Annotated in this window: 19 protein-coding genes; 9 read left to right on the top strand and 10 right to left on the bottom strand. The window is 61.3% G+C overall.

Annotated features, from left to right (window positions below; translation table 11 throughout):
* Positions 1–30: 30 nt before the first annotated feature.
* The 4 genes from uraD to BLS26_RS28120 all read right to left on the bottom strand — a co-directional run bounded on the left by uraD (position 31) and on the right by BLS26_RS28120 (position 2,664).
* Positions 31–915 (bottom strand): 2-oxo-4-hydroxy-4-carboxy-5-ureidoimidazoline decarboxylase, encoded by an 885-nt coding sequence (uraD, locus tag BLS26_RS28135; RefSeq protein WP_092515778.1) that lies wholly within the window; start codon positions 913–915, stop codon positions 31–33.
* Between the two features lie 4 nt (positions 916–919).
* Positions 920–1,852: an allantoinase PuuE gene (gene puuE, locus BLS26_RS28130; RefSeq protein WP_092515777.1), complete on the bottom strand. Its 933-nt coding sequence runs from the start codon at positions 1,850–1,852 to the stop codon at positions 920–922.
* Positions 1,853–2,266 carry a DUF3830 family protein gene (locus BLS26_RS28125; protein WP_092515776.1) on the bottom strand — a complete coding sequence of 138 codons (414 nt, stop codon included), beginning with the start codon at positions 2,264–2,266 and terminating at the stop codon, positions 1,853–1,855.
* Positions 2,267–2,382: 116 nt separating this feature from the next.
* Positions 2,383–2,664 carry a hypothetical protein gene (locus tag BLS26_RS28120; protein WP_092515775.1) on the bottom strand — a complete coding sequence of 94 codons (282 nt, stop codon included), beginning with the start codon at positions 2,662–2,664 and terminating at the stop codon, positions 2,383–2,385.
* 251 nt (positions 2,665–2,915) lie between these two features.
* Between BLS26_RS28120 and BLS26_RS28115 the strand changes: the two genes are divergently transcribed.
* The 3 genes from BLS26_RS28115 to BLS26_RS28105 all read left to right on the top strand — a co-directional run bounded on the left by BLS26_RS28115 (position 2,916) and on the right by BLS26_RS28105 (position 5,108).
* A complete protein-coding gene (locus BLS26_RS28115; RefSeq protein ID WP_092515774.1) occupies positions 2,916–3,146 on the top strand; it encodes a hypothetical protein in 231 nt (76 codons plus the stop codon).
* Between the two features lie 179 nt (positions 3,147–3,325).
* The gene (locus BLS26_RS28110) at positions 3,326–4,561 is read left to right on the top strand and encodes a 5'-methylthioadenosine/S-adenosylhomocysteine nucleosidase (protein ID WP_157676607.1); all 1,236 of its coding nucleotides are present in this window, start codon (positions 3,326–3,328) and stop codon (positions 4,559–4,561) included.
* A 13-nt stretch (positions 4,562–4,574) separates the two neighbouring features.
* Positions 4,575–5,108 carry a hypothetical protein gene (locus tag BLS26_RS28105; protein WP_092515772.1) on the top strand — a complete coding sequence of 178 codons (534 nt, stop codon included), beginning with the start codon at positions 4,575–4,577 and terminating at the stop codon, positions 5,106–5,108.
* A 46-nt stretch (positions 5,109–5,154) separates the two neighbouring features.
* On the opposite strand, the gene BLS26_RS28100 is transcribed toward BLS26_RS28105, so the two are convergent.
* Complete coding sequence (locus BLS26_RS28100) at positions 5,155–6,027, bottom strand: aldose 1-epimerase family protein (protein ID WP_092515771.1); 873 nt, start codon at positions 6,025–6,027, stop codon at positions 5,155–5,157.
* 176 nt (positions 6,028–6,203) lie between these two features.
* Here BLS26_RS28100 and BLS26_RS28095 point away from each other — a divergent pair, with 176 nt between their 5' ends.
* From BLS26_RS28095 to BLS26_RS28080, 4 genes are all read left to right on the top strand, one after another.
* Positions 6,204–7,277, top strand: coding sequence for an LLM class flavin-dependent oxidoreductase (locus tag BLS26_RS28095; RefSeq protein WP_092515770.1), 1,074 nt, complete (start codon positions 6,204–6,206; stop codon positions 7,275–7,277).
* Positions 7,278–7,314: 37 nt separating this feature from the next.
* A complete protein-coding gene (locus BLS26_RS28090) occupies positions 7,315–8,292 on the top strand; it encodes an NADPH:quinone oxidoreductase family protein (RefSeq protein ID WP_092515769.1) in 978 nt (325 codons plus the stop codon).
* Positions 8,293–8,364: 72 nt separating this feature from the next.
* The gene (locus BLS26_RS28085) at positions 8,365–8,946 is read left to right on the top strand and encodes a DUF2889 domain-containing protein (RefSeq protein ID WP_092515768.1); all 582 of its coding nucleotides are present in this window, start codon (positions 8,365–8,367) and stop codon (positions 8,944–8,946) included.
* A 165-nt stretch (positions 8,947–9,111) separates the two neighbouring features.
* A complete protein-coding gene (locus BLS26_RS28080) occupies positions 9,112–11,337 on the top strand; it encodes a hypothetical protein (protein WP_157676606.1) in 2,226 nt (741 codons plus the stop codon).
* A gap of 41 nt (positions 11,338–11,378) precedes the next feature.
* On the opposite strand, the gene BLS26_RS28075 is transcribed toward BLS26_RS28080, so the two are convergent.
* Complete coding sequence (locus BLS26_RS28075) at positions 11,379–12,014, bottom strand: FMN-binding negative transcriptional regulator (protein WP_092515766.1); 636 nt, start codon at positions 12,012–12,014, stop codon at positions 11,379–11,381.
* A gap of 16 nt (positions 12,015–12,030) precedes the next feature.
* Positions 12,031–13,299 (bottom strand): SulP family inorganic anion transporter, encoded by a 1,269-nt coding sequence (locus BLS26_RS28070; RefSeq protein ID WP_092515765.1) that lies wholly within the window; start codon positions 13,297–13,299, stop codon positions 12,031–12,033.
* A 158-nt stretch (positions 13,300–13,457) separates the two neighbouring features.
* Here BLS26_RS28070 and BLS26_RS36020 point away from each other — a divergent pair, with 158 nt between their 5' ends.
* The gene (locus BLS26_RS36020) at positions 13,458–13,613 is read left to right on the top strand and encodes a hypothetical protein (RefSeq protein ID WP_157676605.1); all 156 of its coding nucleotides are present in this window, start codon (positions 13,458–13,460) and stop codon (positions 13,611–13,613) included.
* 26 nt (positions 13,614–13,639) lie between these two features.
* Complete coding sequence (locus BLS26_RS28065; protein WP_092515764.1) at positions 13,640–14,044, top strand: hypothetical protein; 405 nt, start codon at positions 13,640–13,642, stop codon at positions 14,042–14,044.
* A gap of 12 nt (positions 14,045–14,056) precedes the next feature.
* On the opposite strand, the gene uxuA is transcribed toward BLS26_RS28065, so the two are convergent.
* The 3 genes from uxuA to BLS26_RS28050 are packed head-to-tail and all read right to left on the bottom strand — an operon-like array spanning position 14,057 to position 17,731.
* Positions 14,057–15,247 carry a mannonate dehydratase gene (gene uxuA, locus BLS26_RS28060; protein ID WP_172804819.1) on the bottom strand — a complete coding sequence of 397 codons (1,191 nt, stop codon included), beginning with the start codon at positions 15,245–15,247 and terminating at the stop codon, positions 14,057–14,059.
* Positions 15,248–15,278: 31 nt separating this feature from the next.
* On the bottom strand, positions 15,279–16,328 hold the full coding sequence (locus tag BLS26_RS28055; protein ID WP_092515762.1) for an L-idonate 5-dehydrogenase: 1,050 nt from the start codon (positions 16,326–16,328) through the stop codon (positions 15,279–15,281).
* Positions 16,325–17,731, bottom strand: coding sequence for a TRAP transporter large permease (locus BLS26_RS28050; RefSeq protein WP_092515761.1), 1,407 nt, complete (start codon positions 17,729–17,731; stop codon positions 16,325–16,327). Before BLS26_RS28050 ends, BLS26_RS28055 begins: the two co-directional genes overlap by 4 nt.
* Between the last annotated feature and the right edge of the window lie 3 nt (positions 17,732–17,734).

Genomic DNA, 17,734 nt, shown 5'->3' with positions numbered 1-17,734 from the left:
CTTCGCTAACCCACCCTACGGTTCTGCGACTTAACTCCCCCGATAAGTCCCGTAGCTCCAGGGCGTGACCAGCAGCGGCACGTGCAGGTGGCCCTCGGGATCGCTCACCGAAAAGCGCAGGGGAATCTGATCCAGGAACGGCGGGTCCGACATCGGCACACCGCGGCCGGCAAAATAGTCGCCGACGCTGAACATCAGCTCATAGCGCCCGATCGGCACCGGACGACCGCCGATCAAGGGCTGATCGGTGCGGCCGTCACCGTTGGTCACCGTGCGCGCGATGACGCGGGCCTCGCCCAGATTGGATAGCTCCGTCAGCACCACCGAAATTCCCGCCGCGGGCTTGCCGCCGTGGGTATCCAGCACATGGGTCGACAGCCGCCCGTGCACCGCAAGCTTGTCGTCGGACAGCACAAGCTGATCGAGCCGCAGCGCCGCGATCCGACAGATTTCGTCGATCGAGGTCCGCGTCTCCGTCGCCACGTCGTTCGGCAGCCGGCGCTCGAAATCCCACAACACCGAATCCTTGGTGTGGCGGCGAACGCAGACGATGTAGGGGAAATCGAACTTGGCGCGATAGGCATTGTTGACGCGCTCAAACGCTTCGAATTCGGCGTCCGACAGCCGGTCAAGGCCGAGGCTGTTCTGTTCAGCCGTCGATTCCACCGTAAGCCCCGCTGCGCGCTGGGTCTTGTTGGCCAGATCGGGATGCGCCTTGATCAGAGTCATCTGCTGTTCGGCCGGGGCGCGATCGACCGCATCATTCATCGCAGCCAACAGCGCCTTCACACCGGCAAACGGCCGTGCGCTCGCTGCCTGTTCGGCAATCCAGGGCGAGTGCTCGAAGATGTTGGCAAGCGCCCTGACGAAATCGTCCTTGCCGCAGTCATTGAGTTCAGAAAGGCTTTTCTGCATTCCCCTACCCGATGTTGAACGCGTGCGCGGCCAAATGCTTCATGTTCGCGTGCCAGTGCTCCGCGATCTGCAGCCGCGTCGGTACCCAGACCCGCTCATGTTTGCCGATGTAATCGAGAAATCGCATCAGCGACGCCGCGCGGCCGGGACGACCGACGACGCGGCAATGCAGGCCGATCGACATCATCTTCGGTGAGGTCGCGCCCTCGGCATAGAGCACGTCGAAACTGTCCTTCAGGTAGGCGAAGAACTCGTCACCGCCGCCAAACCCCTGCGGGTTGACGAAGCGCATGTCGTTGGCGTCGAGCGTGTAGGGAATGACCAGATGCGGCTCGTGCGTCGGCGTCCTGATCCAGTACGGCAGGTCGTCGGCATAGGAATCGCAGAGATACTTTAGGCCGCCGGCTTCCATCAACAGCCGCAGCGTATTGATCGAGGAACGCCCGGTGTACCAGCCGAGCGGACGCGAACCGGTCGCCTCGGTGTGGACGCGGATCGCCTCGGCAATCTCCCGGCGCTCCTCAGCCTCCGACATGTCCTTGTGCTCGATCCATTTCAGGCTGTGGCTGGCGAGATCCCAGCCCGCCTCCTTCATGGCGGCGACCACATCGGGGTTTCGCTGCAGGGCGGTCGCGACGCCGAACACGGTGGCCGGCATCCTGCGCTCGGTGAACATCCGCCACAGCCGCCAGAAGCCGGCGCGCGAGCCATATTCGAACATCGATTCAATATTGGCGTGGCGCTGGCCCGGCCAGGGCTGTGCGCCCAGCACATCCGACAAAAACGCTTCGGAGGCGCGGTCGCCGTGCAGGATGTTGTTCTCGCCGCCTTCCTCGAAATTCACCACGAACTGAACGGCAACCCGCGCATTGGTCGGCCACTTCGGATCGGGCGGATGGCGGCCGTAGCCGCGGAGGTCGCGCGGGTAGTCCGTCACCTAGACTTCCTCGAACCGGATCTTCTGCGCGCCCTTCCACAGCACGACCTTGCCGAACGCGGTCAGGTTCTCCAGCCCCGAGGTCAGGGTGATGAAATGGTTGCCGGCGAGCTGGCCCATCTTGCTGGCGAAATGCACGCCGCCATAGGCGAGCAGGATTTCGGTTTCGCTGATGCCGCCGGGGTAGAGGATGATCTGGCCCGGCGCAGGGTAGCTGGTGTGGTTCTCGTAGGAGACGCCGAAGTCGAGATCGCCGAGCGGCATCCAGACCCCCTCGCCGCTCCAGCGCACATGGATCGCCTGGCTTTCGAACGGCATCGCTTTTCGGAATGCCGCGACGGTCTTGGGCGCCAGTTGTTCTTCGAAACGGGCCTGAAAGGTGAATTCACCGGCGCGGAGGATCAATTGGCTCATCGGTCTCTTCTCTCGGATGGCTGCAGAAAAACGGGTTCGCCATATCCATTGCAGCCGGGATTAGCGGAGGCAAGGACCATTCCGGCCCGAGCGGACCGGTTTCGAGGCTGACCGCTTTATTGCCGCCGGTCGTAGGACCAGCCGAAAACCCCGCTCCGCTGGACTTCCGGCTCCGGAGCCGCCGCTGGCGCGGCCTCCCTGGCTTCGGCCTGTGGAGGCGGCGCCGGCAGGTTGTCGCACTTCATCGAATAGACCAGCTCGCCCTTCGCGGTCTTTCCGATCGGCGCGCAGTTGTCGACCGCCCGCGCGGCTGCCTTCGGAGCAGCCTTGGGCGTCAACGGGATCTGGGCCCAGGCGGGCGATGCGGCCAGCAACGTGACCAGCAGGATATTCTTCATCGGCAATACTCGCGACAACTGCATTCTCTCAAAGTACCGGGTGGGTCCGCGGAACCCCATTCTATTACAGCCCGACGACAACGGTTGCTGAATATTTAGCCGATCGACGTCTCTGACCAGAAAATTTGCTCGCCGCTTCGTGATTCCCGCAAATGTAATAATCCGCTGCCGTCATCGTTATCTCCCAAGCAGCGCTGCAACGGCGAGGCGCGTCTGCGTCGCCGGCGAAAAGCGTCAAAGGGAGAACTATTATGCGAAAGACAATCCTCACCGTGCTCGGCTCGGCCTTGATCGTAGCCACCTTCGTGCAATTTGCCGATGCCGCCCAGCGTCATCACGGCAAAGCGGACCGCGCCGTCGCGAGCCAGCAGCAGCTTGACCGCAACGCCGATGCTTACGCGGCGTGGCCTGCACCGGTCGTACAGCCTGACTGGTCGTCGCGCTATTCGTCGGGCGGATATTCGGCACCTGCCGGACACTGACGGAAAATCATCGTCGAGACGGGAGAGCCGGTCGCTTGAAGCGGCCGGCTTTTTTCTTCCTCAAGGCACCACACCACCGCTCTTCAACCCTTGATTGATCAGACGTATGAGGTTTAATCTGGGTTGCTTCCGTCGCCATGGGCGCCTCGTCGACGCTCGTAAATTGCCGGGGACACACGATGAAATCGATCGATTTCGCCATCCTCACGGGGTTGAAGGAGGAGATCGAGACCCTGCTTGCCGCGATCCCGGATCTCAAGGAGGTCGCAGGCGAACAACAGTCCGATGTCTGGTATCGCGGCAGAATTGGCTCAGAGCGAGGCTACGGCTATTCGATTGTGGCAACGCTTGCGCGGGACATGGGGCCCGTACCGGCGACGCTTCTGACACAACACATCATCGCGCGCTGGAATCCGGCTCACATCATCTTGCTCGGCATCGCCGGTTCGTTCAGCAAGGACATCCGCCTCGGCGACGTAATCGTAAGCCAGCAGATATTTTACTACGGCCCAGGCAAGCAAACGGACAAGGGCATTCAATACCGGCCTGAGGGCTATCCCTGCAGCATGGTTCTGGTGCGGCAGCTTCAGGCTCTGACGATGGACCGAAAGAGAATGACGTCGCTGCGCGCGGAAGCCAACCGAAGTGCGCGCAAGAAGGCAACGAAAGCTCCGAAGACCTTGAAAGGCAAAGACCTTGACGCGGTCCGCTCGCACAAGCCTGATACTTACTTCGGCACGGTAGCTTCAGGCGAACTGGTCGTCGCCTCTCAAAAAAAGCAAAAAGACCTACTGAAATTGCACGGAAAAATACTGGGAACCGAAATGGAAGGCGCCGGGGTCCTGCACGCTGCCTTCTTCAGCGGAGATGATCCGGTGTCGGCGATCCTGGTCAAGGGCATCTCGGATCACGCCGATCATTTGAAGGCTCATGAAGATGAAAAGAAATGCTGGCGTACGCTGGCGACCGAGAACTCAATTCGGCTGGTCCTGTCCCTGCTCAGAAGCGGGAGGATCAAGCCGTTACAGACTGACGAATTTTCTCTCGATCTGACGCGCAGCACGCTTGCAGAGCTCGGTAACCGGATAAATCTATCCGTCGCCCCGGGCGTAGCCGTTCTGGGTTTTTCACGGCTCGTATTGCCAAAGGGTCCGCTTACCCGACTTGCAATCGAAATCACACCGACCAGCGAGGACAACCGAACGCTGCGCATCGTCACCGGCGTCGTCGAGCATCTTGATTTGCATGGCAAGCTGGTTGCCACGGAAATCCCCGCCGACGCGCGCAAGATCGAGATCGAAAATGTCGGGCCGTCACCCGTTGGAATTTACCTGATGCTTGCTGGTACCGCCAAACACGTCCACTTTCTCGTACACGGGCCGGCCGAAAGACAAGAGGTCGGATTGGTTCTCTAGCAGTGGGGCAATCATGGAAAAGGAAATTCGAATTTTCGATACATCGAACAACGTCCTTCCGGCGCCGGGAATAAATTTCCAACTGCTCGATGCGTCTACCGGCACCATCGTTGCCAGCGACACATCAAAGGACCTGAATCCTCCGTACAACGAGTGGGGAGTGAAGCTGACTTTTTCCGCATCCGCAGGACCGTTTCAGGTTTACACCAATGACCCGACTTACAAGTACCCCGGCAATGTCATCGAAAGCCTGGAGGGGACAAAGGACAACCGGATCAATATCGACCTCCTGAAGATACCCGCATACGGAAGCGGTCAGGCGCAGCTCTCAGGTCCCACGACCGTCATGCAGGTCATCGAATGGATAAGAGCGGCTAAAGATTGGAAGCCGGAAGACAAGCGGGCTGTGCTGAATTTGTTCGCCAACTACATCAAGCTCCGCGGACAATTCAAGAATGCCATGAAACAACCGCCGCTGTCCGAGGTTGCCGCAAACTGGGAAACCGCACTAAAGAAGCTCGGAATTCCCTACGACGATCTCCAATAGAGGCGTTGTCGACCCTCGGTCGTCCGGCACGGCAAAACCCGGTGCGTCAGCCGATGCGTATCCGATAGCCGAGGCTTCGGGTTGCAGATGGCGCGATGTGCATCAGCCCGGGCTTGTCGGTGAATTCGCCGTCGAATTCCATCGGGCTGGCAAAACCGTGCCACGGCTCGATACAAAGGAACGGCACGCCGGAGGGTTTCGACCAGATTCCGAGTTCGCGAAATCCATTCCACGACATTTCGATCGACGGCCCGCGGTCGGCTGCAAAGCGGACCGCGTTGCTCGCCAGGCGATCCAGAATGACCGCGTCGGCGTCGAACAGTGTTTCCGAGAGCGGCAGGATTTGGCCGCCAATCGGCGTCGGCTCCGGTTTTGCAAGCATCAGCCCCCCATCGAGACGGCGGATCGGCGCTGTTTCCTCATGGGAGAAGGTGAGCGCGTAGTCCTGCTTGTCCAGTCCCGGCAGCAACGGCCAGTTGAACGCCGGATGCGCGCCGATCGAGGCCGGCATGTTTTCGTCGCCCAGGTTCGTGATCTGCAGAGCCACATCCAGATCGGCCCCCTTCAACGAGTAGGCGACTTCCAGCCGAAATGCGAACGGATAACGAGATTGAGTTTCCGCATTGTCGTAAAGCACCAACTTGCAAAAGGCGGGTTCTTGTTCCAGCCAGACAAACCGATGATCGCGCGCCACACCATGCTGTGTCATCGGATAGGTCTTGCCGTGATGGTGCAGTTCGTCATTCTTCAGGCGGCCGATGATTGGAAACAGCAAGGGCGAATGCCGCGGCCATTGCGGCCCTGCCTGCCAAAGCAGTTCGAGCCCCTCCGCGCTCTTCAGCGAGGATAGCTCAGCGCCATGCGCCAAAATAGTTGCCGTGATCTCGTCGCTGCGCAGCGTATGACTAGCCCCGACCATGCCTTACCTCGCCAGAACACCGTTGCCCGTGGCAATTGATGCCTGATCATCGCGGAACCGTCTAGCACCCCGGGCGCGGGCTCGAACACAATGGAATAGGCAGCCAGCGCTTCGAGGGCTTGCATTCCCCGGATGTTGCGCGTTTCATCGGTCCAAACAAAACCGGGGAAGCACCCATGCCAGCCAGAATCATCGGTATGATCGGCACCCAGCAGGAAGGCGTCGCGGTCCATCTGATCCAGGGCAAGATATCGCGCGAGTGGGTGCGCGATTTCACCCGCCTGCACGAACAGTGGAATTACGACTCCGTTCTCGTCGGCTATTACGCCTCGGCGGCCGAAGGGTTCGCCATTGCGCTGTACGCGGCCGACCACACCGAACGGATCCAGTTCCTGATCGCGCACCGGCCGGGTTCGGTGGCGCCCGCGCTTGCGGCGCGGCAGGTCGTGACCTTCGACCAGCTCACACAGGGCCGGATGTCGCTGCATATCATCGCCGGCACCAGCGACAAGGACCAGGCCAGCGAGGGTGATTTCCTGCCGAAGGACGACCGTTACCGCAGGGCCGGCGAATATCTCGACGTGATGCGCTGGATCTGGACCAGCGATGGGCCGCTCAACCACCATGGCGAGTTCTACCGTGTCGAGGGAGCGTTCTCCGACATCAAGCCGTACCAGCAACCCTATCCGTCGTTGTTCTTTGGTGGATCATCCGGTGGCGCGCTGGAGATGGGCGCCAAACACTGCGACGTGTTTGCGATCTTCGGCGAACCGCTCGCCGAGACGCGCGAGCGGGTGCGGGATTTCCGCTCACGTGCCGCCGCCTTCGGCCGCCGGGTCGGCTTCAACATGTCGCTGCGCCCGATCATCGCCGACACCGAGGGTGCGGCGTGGGACAAGGCCAACAAGCTGCTGGCCGACGTCGAGGGCAAGACTGGAGCAGCGCCGCAACCGACCAACGCCTCCGCCGAACGCCTGCTCGGCTACGCCGCGCGCGGCGACGTACATGACGAACGGCTGTGGATGGGAATCGCCCGCGCAACCGGTGCGCCCGGCAATACCTCGTGCCTGGTCGGAACGCCCGAACAGGTCTCGGCCGCGGTGCTGGAATATTACCGGCTCGGCATCCACTCGTTCCTGCTGCGCGGTTTTGAGAATCCAAGCGACACGGTCGCGATCGGCCGTGAATTGATTCCGCGGATCAAGGCCGGCGCGCTGGAGATCGACCGGCTGGCCGAAGCCGCCGAGTGAAACGCAGTCCGAGAAGAGATGAGGCGGATCAGATTAGATGAGAGCTGTTGTTGTCGAGAATTACGATTCGATAGATGGGATATCGATCAAGGAGAAAGAGCTGCCGGAGGTTGGCGCCGGTGAAGTCCGGGTCAAGATCGGTGCCGCGGCGGTAGGATTCGTTGACGCCTTGAAGGTGCAGGGTCTCTATCAGACCAGGGATCCGCTGCCGTTCACGCCGGGAACGGAATTCGCCGGCACGGTCGATCAAGTGGCTGACGGCGTCACGGCGTTCAGGCCGGGCATGCCTGTGCTGGGCATGACGCGATCAGGCGCGCTCGCTGAATATATTTCAGTGCCGGCGGCCGCGCTGAAACATCTACCGGCGCAGATTCCCTCTGAAGTCGGCGCCTCGTTCCAGGCCAACTATCTGACCGGGCTCTATGCACTCGAAGCCCGCGCGCAGCTTCGCGCCGGCGAAACGCTGCTGGTGTTGGGCGCGGCCGGCGGCGTCGGCATTGCCGCGGTCCAGATCGGCAAGCTGATGGGCGCACGCGTGATCGCGGCGGCGTCGACGCCGGAGAAGCGCGCCTTCGCGAAGCAATATGGTGCGGATGAAACCATCGACTACACCGAGGCCAACTGGCGCGACACGCTCAAGACGCTGACCGGCGGTCACGGGCCTGACGTGATCTACGATCCCGTCGGCGGCGAGGTGTCGCTGCAGGCGTTCCGCTCGATCGCCTGGCGCGGCCGTCATCTGGTGGTCGGGTTTGCTTCCGGCAGCATTCCGGCGCTGGCGTTCAACCTTCCGCTGCTCAAGGGTGGCGCCCTGCTCGGCGTCGACCTCGCGCAGATCCAGAAACGCGAGCCGGAGACGCATGCGCGCCTGATCGCGCAACTGTTCGACTGGCTCGCGTCGGGCAAATTGCAGCCGGTGGTCGGCAAGGTGGTGCCGTTCGAGAATTTTCGCGAAGCCTTCAAGACCATGCAGTCGCGATCGGCGCTGGGCAAGATGATCATCAAATTCCCCTGAGCCCACCTCAAGACAAGCTATCATGACTGCCACCGCGACAACGTTACCGGCGTCGAAACAGGACAAGGACGAATGAAGGAAGAAACCGGCAACGCAACACAGCGCCGCCACATGCATACGCGCACGATCGAATGCAACGGCTACCTGCGCGACGACGGATTGTGGGAAGTCGAGGCGCGTATGAGGGACACAAAGCCCTTTTCCCAAAGCGCCAGCCGCTACCGCGAGGAACTCAAGCCGGGCGACTCCGTACACGACATCGCTCTGCGCCTTGCGATCGACGACAGCATGACGGTCCGAGAGGCGCAGGCGACGATGCGTGCGACGCCCTATCCCACCTGCATCGAAGTCGAGCCGATCCTGCAACGATTGATCGGCGAGCGCATCGGCAGCGGATGGCGCAAGGTCGTTCAGAGCAAACTCGGCCGGCTCGAGAGCTGCACGCATCTGTCGGAATTGCTCGGCCCGGCCGTGACCACGCTGTTTCAGACCATGTCACACGGCAGCAATCCGGAAGGACTCGACTCGCTGGCCGACCAGCGCGCCCGCACCGAGCGGCCGTTCTTCGTCGGCGGCTGCCATTCCTGGCGCAACGACGGCCCCATCGTCGCCGACATGTTTCCGCAGTTTGCGACGAAGGCGGCGCAGGACTAACGCTCTCCCAAGTAACGACAACACCGGCTTGACAACCACCTCACCTATAGTTGTATCTACATTCGGAGCAATCTTCGCAGCAATATTTTTGCTCGATACCTTTCATTGTACCCCTGTCGAAATTTTAGTCAGGCATTTATGAGGCGGGCATATTGGAGAACCTCCATGTCCAAACTAAAAGTGGGCTTGATCTGTATTTTCCTGACCCTTGCAATTCCATTGGTGTTGGTATTCGCCTTCCGCGGATACGTGGTCGATGCCATCTACAAAAATGTCGAAGACCTCGTCGACGGTGAGATGCCGCCCACCGTCACCTCGTTTCAATCCGCGCCCGATACTGTGAGCATCATCGGCGGCGGCGGCGAAGGCTTGAACTGTAGTCTACCCTCTTGGACAAACGGGTTCTTCGACGGCACCGCGGACAAGAATGGGAAAGTTCATCTCGTCCTGCAACGCTTCAGGCAAGCATGCGTATTTCACGATTTATGCTATCGCCACGGCCTTGCAACTTACGGCTACAATCAGAATGATTGCGATCGAATCTTGCAGAACGAGGCCTACCGACTGTGCCGCTATATTCGGAACGGTTCCACTGAAAACAGTTCGGATCGCTGCCAGGCCGATTCAAAACTGGTACTGGCAGGAGTGAATCTCGGCGGCGCCAACTCCTACCGCGCTTGGGGCAAGTCGACCTTTTTCGAATTCGAATCGGACCCTGCCCGGTCGAGCGAGTTCCGTGCGAGCCGCATCGTCGATCATCCGTTCAAATTTCTCAATTCCGTCACGTCTCCAGACAAGTACAAGGACGAAGCCGATCAAATCGTTCTGACATTCGAAAACATGCGGTCAAACTTCACCGTAAAGTGCGTGACATGCCAGAGCTTGATCCTTCAGTCCGACAGGTCACCTAGAGCAAGTGACGAAATGATATCGGCCGGCCTGTCGCCGCTACCTCAAGCCCTTCTCGGACAGGAGCTGACGCTTGCCGATACCCGCGCCGTTTGGCTTCCTCCTCGCCGGCACCACGCAGCACCGCATTTGCTGGTCGATTCAGACGGCAAGCATCACCTGATCTGGATGAGTCGCAAAAATAACGAAGACACGATCTCCTGCGTCGTTCTGTCTGACGCGGCAACACTTTTAACATCGACTTTACCACGGCTCGATCTGTGCAATCCAGGCGCGGGTTCACGACTCAAGACGATGGAGATCGATATGTATGCGACCTCTCCGCTCCCGATGGAATTGCCGGGCGCGCCGGCAGGGGATCACATCTTCGCCACCGGAATCACGGCACAGACGTCAAAGGACTATGACCTCGGATTCTGTTCGCGATCGGCTACCAGAAAAATTGTTGACGACGACGATCGCAAGGCCCGGTGCACGCGTTGGGACGACGAGAACGTTGCAAAAGGGAGTGGCCTCGGCGCATTTCAGAATTTCGCCGTCATAAGGCCCGGACAGCAAATCTACTTTGCGCGCGACGTAGGCCTTTCATCCCCGCTGACCAATATTTCGAAGCGCTGGTGGGGCGATACATATTCAAGCGACGGAGCAATGTTGAAGCTCGACGTTTCTCCGCCGACCACTCCCACCGGGCCGGCCGTTCCGACAAACTTTAAGGTCACGCATTTCAGTATCGACGATCGATTCGATCCGATGATGCCGATTTCAAGAGATAGCAAGGACTTCCGGTTCTTGAGCCTGGAAGCACAGGAATCCGGATCAAAAACCTTAGCCCACATATTTGACTTTAAGAGCGAACCGCCGGCCATTCGTGACGTGATTTTCGAGATGAACAATAATGACGCGCAGTTGGACCGCTCATGGGCGCTGCGACCCGTACTCGTTCTTGAAACGAAGGATTCCCCGCCCCAAACGAAGCTTATCTTCTCGCGTAGCGCGCTCGAATCAGGACGGGCAGTTGGCCCGAGAGAAGGCACCGAGACACTCAGTCTGGATACGCTGATATTTGAGCGCGACGTCTCATCAGACGGGCCATTCAAAAAGGCCGGCGGAGCGAAATGCACGGTGAAGTATACGTTCAAAAAGTCACTATCCGGATGCAATCGTGTCTTCGAACCGCAGCGCGCGATGCGATCATCGCCAGCAGCAAAGTTGCTGGGATCCCAACTTTTGATCGGAAAGGTTGCTGCAAACGCCGGCAGCAGCCTCGTCTTCGTCGATGCTTGCATGAAGGCAGAGCCGATCGTGCTCCGGCCGAAGACGGAGCGTCCGGGCGAATTTGAACCGGTCTCGCCCAAGTCTGCGCTGGTGAATAGCTTGAGGCGCGAGGTGACTTGCGAGCCGTTGAACTCGAATGACTATGTCAGCAAGCCAATCAAGCCGGAACCAACGTTCATCGAACGGCTGCTGTCGTACCGCAACTGATCGACCAAAATCGACATCGTGCCGAAGCGGCCCGGCGCCACTCAATATTTCAAATGCGGCCGAAGCGCCTTCAGTTTTCCGGCGATCTCACGGGCGTCGGCGCTCTCGGCTTTTTCAAGATGCCGCGTGATCGAGGCGTAATCCTCGTCCGACTTGTGCTGGTTGAGTTTACGCTGCCCCTCGATGCGCTGCACATCCATCTCCAGCACGACGATGCCTTGCAGCATTGCCTCGCGCTTGGTGTCCTCCATGGTCGACAGCGACCACGGCTGCTTCGGCGTCAATCGCGCTTCGAAGGTTGCCAGCAGCGCATCGCCGTGGCTGCGGTTGTTCTCGACGGCAAGCCGCCGCACCGGACCGGTGAGATGAACGGCTTCATAGAGCCAGGTGGAAACATGGTCCGGCGTCGCATACCAGTCGTTCGAGACGTAGGCATCCGGACCCCAGACGATCAGCAGGAACGGGTTGTCGCCATCGGCGAGCTCGGCGAGTTTATTCCGCGCCGTGAGGTGAAACTGCACGGTCGCCTTCTCGCCTGTCCGCACGATGCGAAACGGCACATGCGAGCTGATCGGGCCGGAGGCGCCGCTCGCAATCACGGCACCAAAGCCGCGTGCCGCTGCAAAATCCAGCGCATCATCACGATCCCAGTCAAAATTTGGACGAAGGATGTGCAATCGAACTCTCCCGCCGTTAGCGGCGGGCGCGATCGATAACCGCGAACGTTGCCGCCAGCACGCACCCGGCAATAATGCCGAATGTCAGGTCAAGGATCAATGTCAGCCCAAACGTCGCCAGCAGCACGCTGGCGCTGCGCCAGCCGTACAGCAGGCGGACGAAGTCGTCCTTCTCCGCCATGTTCCAGCACACCACGACCAGTACACCGGCCAGGGTCGAGAGCGGGATGAAGCTTGCCAGTGGCGAGGCGACCAGCATGAACACCAGCACGAACACGGCGTGCGCCACGCCGGAGACCGGACTGCATGCCCCCGCACGAATGTTGGTCGCGGTTCGGGCGATCGTTCCGGTGACGCTGATGCCGCCGAACAATGCGGAGGCGACGTTGGCGACGCCTTGCGCCACCACCTCCATGTTGTAGCGGTGCTTGCGCCCGGTCATGCCGTCCGCCACCTTGGCCGACAGCAGGCTTTCGACCGCGCCCAGAAGGGTGAAGGACAGCGCCGTCGGCAACACCGCCAGAACGGCTTCCGTCGAAAATGTCGGCAGCTTGGGCGTCGGCACGCCGCTCGGCAGTTGGCCGAAATGGCTGCCGATGGTTTCCACCGGCAAGTGGAACAGCCAGGCGGCAAGCGTGGCCAACGTGACCGCGATCAGCATTCCGGGCCAGGTCGGCGCGAGGCGCCGCAGCAGGAAGATCAGCGCGGCCGTTCCCACGCCGACGGCGAGCGTGATCGGGCTGATGGTCGGCAGCGCCTCGCCGAGTACGAAGAGCTTCGGCAACAGATGTCCGGGCTCAGTACCTGACAACCTCAAGCCGCCGAGATCCCTGAGCTGGCTGGCAAAGATTGTGACCGCGATTCCACAGGTAAAGCCGACGGTCACGGCATGCGGAATGTAGCGAATGAGCGAACCAAGCCTGAGCAGGCCGATCAATGTCAGCATGAAGCCGGAGATGAACACCGTCAGCAACAGCCCGTCGAGACCGAATCTGGTCACGGTCGCGGCCACCAGAACGATGAATGCCCCGGCCGGTCCGCCGATCTGATAGCGGCTTCCGCCCAGCGCCGAGACTAAAAAGCCGCCGATGACGGCGGCATATAGTCCCCGCTCGGGCGATACGCCCGAGGCGACGGCGATCGCCATCGATAGCGGAAGTGCCACGATCGCAACGGTCAAAGCTGCGAGTAGGTCGCGGCGCAGGCAGTCGAGATTGTAGCCCTCGGCCAGGACGGTCGCGAGTTTCGGACGATAGACGTGTGCGGTGGCGGAGCCATCGGGCATGGCGGGCAAACCGATCTGGATTCGGGGGAACTATAGCTGACGACGCTGAAACGTGTACCGAAAATGCGACAACGCGGCGTTTTTCACTTGATCCAGATCAAATCCCCGGGTCATCTCCGCGCAGATGATGCCCTGAGGTTGAGTCCCAGAACCGGCAGATGCAGAGATTCGCGCTCAAGATGCTGCTGACGAGCCTCACGGTCGGGCGAAGTTCGTCGCGCCGGATCCGGGTTATCCAAGTCGCAACGGCCGTCCTGACCCTTGTCCTGCTCGCCGTCGTCGGGCTGTACATCTGGGCGCACGGCGGCAATTGACAGGCCTCGGCGAACCGGGAGTAGAAATGCCATTGTTCGTCCGGTTCCTTGCATTCCCGATCCTGCTTGCCTTGATGCCGGCGGCATCCGCCAGCCCAGGATTCGAGACCAAGGCAATCTGCCGAACGGCGATCGCGGCGCTCATGGACCGCGATCCCAAAGTCTTGCAGGCCACCGACGCGCCCGACGGCATCGTGGTCCTGACCTACGCGCGTCCGTTCGACAATTTCGTCTTCACTTATCGATGCAAACTCGAAGGCGACCGCGTCGTCTGGGCGGACGAGCCCGGACGCTGGCGGGACGGCGCCAAGGACGCAAGGATATCGTTTGAAATCGCAGGCAGCGACGATCGCATTCGTATTACGGTCAGCCGCGCCAATGGCCCGACGCTGCAGCAACTATTCGACCGCGACTTGAACGAAGTGCATTAGTTTGCAGTTGGATCAACCGGTGTGCTCGATGGCGCGGATCGCGCCGCGCAGTTCGGCGAGGCCTCGCAGCCTGCCGATCGCGGTATAGCCGGGATTGGTCCGCTTGGTCTCGGCGAGATCGTCGAGCATGCGGTGACCGTGATCCGGGCGAAATATGATCTGATGATCCGAAGAACGCTGGCGGTTTTCGGTCAACAGCGACTTTAGCACCGCGATCATGTCGACGTCGCCGTCGAGATGATCGGACTCGAAGAACGACAGGCCACCCTCCTCCCGCTTGGTCGCCCGCAGATGGGCAAAACCGATCCGCGGCGCGAAGCGCTTCGCCATCGCCGGCAAGTCGTTTTCCGCCCGCACGCCCAGCGAGCCGGTGCAGAAGCAGATGCCGTTGGCCTTGGACGGAACGGCGTCGAACAGCGCCTGATAGTCTTCCGCCGATGACGCAATGCGCGGCAGGCCGAACAGCGGGCGCGGCGGATCGTCCGGATGCAGCGTCAGCGTCACCCCGAGCTGCTCCGCCACCGGCGTCACGCGGGCAAGGAATTCGCTGAGATGCCGGCGCAACACCGCCTGGTCGATGCCGCGATACTGCTGCAGGCGGTCGCGAAACTGCGGAATGGTCAGGGGATCGGTGGTCGATCCCGGCAGCGCGCTGGCGATATTGGTCACGAGACGGTCGATGTCGGCTTGTGTCATCGCGGCAAAGACCTGCTTTGCACGAAGCTGTGCGGCCTCGGAATATTCCGCTGACGCTTCCGGTCGCTGCAGGATGTGGAGATCGAACGCCGCAAACCGGTCCTGGTCGAAGCGCATGGCGCGGGCGCCGTTTGGCAATTCCCATTCAAGATCGGTGCGGCACCAATCGACCACGGGCATGAAATTGTAGCAGATGATCTTGATGCCGGCCGCGGCCACCGCCTCGAGGCTCGCGATCCAGGATTCGATCGAGCGCGTCGCCTTAGCCCCAAGCCGCTTGACGTCATCGGGCACCGGGATCGATTCCACCACCGACCACGTCAGCGGCGAGCGGCCGGGCTGGCTGTTCTCGATGAAATTCTTGCGTTGCTCGACCGCCGCGCGCGTCCAGGCTTCGCCGATCGGTACCTGATGCAGCGCCGTCACCACATCGGTGGCGCCGGCCTGGCGGATATCGTCGAGCGATACGGGATCATCGGGCCCGTACCACCGCCATCCCTGCAGCATCATGCGGAGTCTCCTGAACCTGTATCTTCAATCATTGCGCTGTCAGCACGACCTTGACGCTTTGCGAACGATCGAGTGCGAGGCGCACCGCGTCGGGGGCGACCGCGAGCGGACGTTGCGCCGTCACCAACGCCAGCACGTCGACGCTGCCGTCGGCGATCAGCTCGACCGCGGTGAAGAATTCCAACCCGAAACGGAACGAGCCGCGAAGATCGATCTCCTTGGCCATCACGGCGTTGGCCGGCACCGGAATCTGCCCGCCCGGCAGATTGCCGACCTGAACCACGATGCCGCCGCGCCTGACGACGCCGATCGCGCTGGCGAGGCCCGCCGCCGTTCCCGATACTTCGAACGCCACATCGAACGGCTGCGCCGCCGCTTGCGCCTTCAACGCCTCGTCGCCGCCGGAGATGTCGACGACATGGTTGGCGCCAAGCCGGGTCGCAAACGCCAGCGGCGCCGCCGCGATGTCGACGACGGTGACATCGGCGACCCCGGCCCGACGCGCCGCCAGCATGGTCAGCAGTCCGATCGGGCCGGCGCCGAACAGCACCGCGCGCTTGCCGGTGACATCGCCGGCGCGCGCGACTGCATGCAGGCACACCGCCAGCGGTTCGGCCAGCGCCGCCGCCTGATACGGCACGTGGTCCGGAATCTTCACGCACTGCGCGGGGACGGCATCGAACATGCTCGCAAAGCCGCCCTGCATATGCGGGGTCTTCGAGGCCGAGCCCATGAAGAAGATGTTCTCGCAAAGATTCTGCCGGTTCTCGCGGCAGGGCTTGCAATGGCCGCACCAGCGCGACGGATTGACGGCAACCCGGTCGCCGATCTTCAGGCCTGGCGCTGCGCCTGCGATCTCGACCACTTCGCCTGATATCTCGTGGCCGAGCACGAGTGGCGAAGTGACGACGAAATCGCCGGTGCGGGCATGACGATAGTAGTGCATGTCCGAACCGCAAATGCCGCCGGCGCCGAAGCGGATGCGCACCATGCCTGACGCCAGCGGATCGAGCGGCCGCTCGACCATGCGCAGATCTTCCGGGCCGAACAGGGTTGCGGCCAACGCCATCGATGTCATTTTGAGAGTCCCATATATTTCGGCAGCCAGAGCGTCAGCTCCGGGATGTAGGTGATTGCGATCAGCGCCAGCAACAACGGCACCAGCCACGGCAGGATCGCCATCGTCGTGCGCTCGACCGAGAGCTTGGCCACACGCGCGAGCACGAACAGCACCATGCCGAGCGGCGGATGCAGCAACCCGATCATCAGGTTGAGGGTCATGATCAGTCCGAAATGAATGGGATCGATGCCCAGTTTCAGAACGATCGGCAGCAGGATCGGCACCAGAATGGTGATCGCGGCGATGGTATCGATAAAGCAGCCGACGAACAGGATCAGGATATTCGCCAGCAGCAGGAACACCCATTTGTTATGGGTGATCCCGAGTATCGTATCGGTCAGGACCTGTGCCGCCTGCGACACCGTCAGGAGCCATGCGAAGATCGAGGCGGCGGTAACGATGAACAGCACCGAGGCGGTGGTCTCGATGGTGTCGAACGTCGCTTTCGCCACCGTCTTGAGCGTCATCGAGCGATAGCGCACCAGTCCCAGAAACAGCGACCAGATTACGGCCGCGACCGCCGCTTCGGTCGGCGTGAACCAGCCGAGCGTCATGCCGCCGATCAAAATCACCGGCGCCATCAGCGCCATCACCGCGGAGAAGTCGAAGTACCAGTCGAGCGCCAGCAACACCGCAAGCCCGATCCCGACAGCCATATTGGTCGAGAGGCCGGCAACGACCATCAGCCAGACGACAAGCGGAAAGCCCAGCACGATGACGATCTCGAGGCCGGCCGATCCGATCTGCGCCCACGAGAATGGCGAGTCGCTGCCCCAGCCGTTCTTGTGGGCATAATAGGCCACCGTCGCCATCATCAGCAAGGTCATGACCGCGCCGGGAATGACGCCGCCGAGAAACAGCGCGCCGATCGAGACGTTCGCCATCATGCCGTAGATCACGAACGGCAGCGACGGCGGGATGATCGGGCCGAGCGTTGCGGAAGCCGCCGTCACGCCGACGGAAAATTCCGTCGTGTAACCATGGTCCTGCATCGCCTTGATCTCGATGGTGCCGAGGCCGGCGGCGTCCGCAATCGCGGTGCCGGACATGCCCGAGAAGATCACCGAGCCGATGATGTTGACGTGGCCGAGGCCGCCGCGCATCCAGCCCACCAGAGCAACCGCAAACTTGTAGATGCGCCCGGTGACCCCGGCGATGTTCATGAGATTGCCGGCGAGGATGAAGAACGGCACCGCCAGCAACGGAAAGCTCTCGACGCCGGCGATCATGCGCTGCGCCAGTGTCACATCGGGCGTGATGCCGGTGACGAGAATATACAGCAGCGAGGATGCGGCCATCGCCAGCGCGACGGGAAGGCCGAGCAGCATCAGGATCAGAAATCCACCGAGGAGCAGCAGCATCGC

The sequence above is a fragment of the Afipia sp. GAS231 genome (assembly GCF_900103365.1).
Lineage (GTDB): Bacteria > Pseudomonadota > Alphaproteobacteria > Rhizobiales > Xanthobacteraceae > Bradyrhizobium.
The sequence above is the reverse complement of the archived record's forward strand: the minus strand, read 5'-3'. Positions and strand labels throughout refer to the sequence as shown.

Excerpts from the sequence above, each read along its gene's own strand:
- uraD (WP_092515778.1), bottom strand. The coding sequence starts at position 915 with ATGCAGAAAAGCCTTTCTGAACTCAATGACTGCGGCAAGGACGATTTC.
- BLS26_RS28125 (WP_092515776.1), bottom strand. The coding sequence starts at position 2,266 with ATGAGCCAATTGATCCTCCGCGCCGGTGAATTCACCTTTCAGGCCCGT.
- BLS26_RS28120 (WP_092515775.1), bottom strand. The coding sequence starts at position 2,664 with ATGAAGAATATCCTGCTGGTCACGTTGCTGGCCGCATCGCCCGCCTGG.
- BLS26_RS28115 (WP_092515774.1), top strand. The coding sequence starts at position 2,916 with ATGCGAAAGACAATCCTCACCGTGCTCGGCTCGGCCTTGATCGTAGCC.
- BLS26_RS28110 (WP_157676607.1), top strand. The coding sequence starts at position 3,326 with ATGAAATCGATCGATTTCGCCATCCTCACGGGGTTGAAGGAGGAGATC.
- BLS26_RS28105 (WP_092515772.1), top strand. The coding sequence starts at position 4,575 with ATGGAAAAGGAAATTCGAATTTTCGATACATCGAACAACGTCCTTCCG.
- BLS26_RS28100 (WP_092515771.1), bottom strand. The coding sequence starts at position 6,027 with ATGGTCGGGGCTAGTCATACGCTGCGCAGCGACGAGATCACGGCAACT.
- BLS26_RS28095 (WP_092515770.1), top strand. The coding sequence starts at position 6,204 with ATGCCAGCCAGAATCATCGGTATGATCGGCACCCAGCAGGAAGGCGTC.
- BLS26_RS28090 (WP_092515769.1), top strand. The coding sequence starts at position 7,315 with ATGAGAGCTGTTGTTGTCGAGAATTACGATTCGATAGATGGGATATCG.
- BLS26_RS28085 (WP_092515768.1), top strand. The coding sequence starts at position 8,365 with ATGAAGGAAGAAACCGGCAACGCAACACAGCGCCGCCACATGCATACG.
- BLS26_RS28080 (WP_157676606.1), top strand. The coding sequence starts at position 9,112 with ATGTCCAAACTAAAAGTGGGCTTGATCTGTATTTTCCTGACCCTTGCA.
- BLS26_RS28070 (WP_092515765.1), bottom strand. The coding sequence starts at position 13,299 with ATGCCCGATGGCTCCGCCACCGCACACGTCTATCGTCCGAAACTCGCG.
- BLS26_RS36020 (WP_157676605.1), top strand. The coding sequence starts at position 13,458 with ATGCAGAGATTCGCGCTCAAGATGCTGCTGACGAGCCTCACGGTCGGG.
- BLS26_RS28065 (WP_092515764.1), top strand. The coding sequence starts at position 13,640 with ATGCCATTGTTCGTCCGGTTCCTTGCATTCCCGATCCTGCTTGCCTTG.
- uxuA (WP_172804819.1), bottom strand. The coding sequence starts at position 15,247 with ATGCTGCAGGGATGGCGGTGGTACGGGCCCGATGATCCCGTATCGCTC.
- BLS26_RS28055 (WP_092515762.1), bottom strand. The coding sequence starts at position 16,328 with ATGACATCGATGGCGTTGGCCGCAACCCTGTTCGGCCCGGAAGATCTG.
- BLS26_RS28050 (WP_092515761.1), bottom strand. The coding sequence starts at position 17,731 with ATGCTGCTGCTCCTCGGTGGATTTCTGATCCTGATGCTGCTCGGCCTT.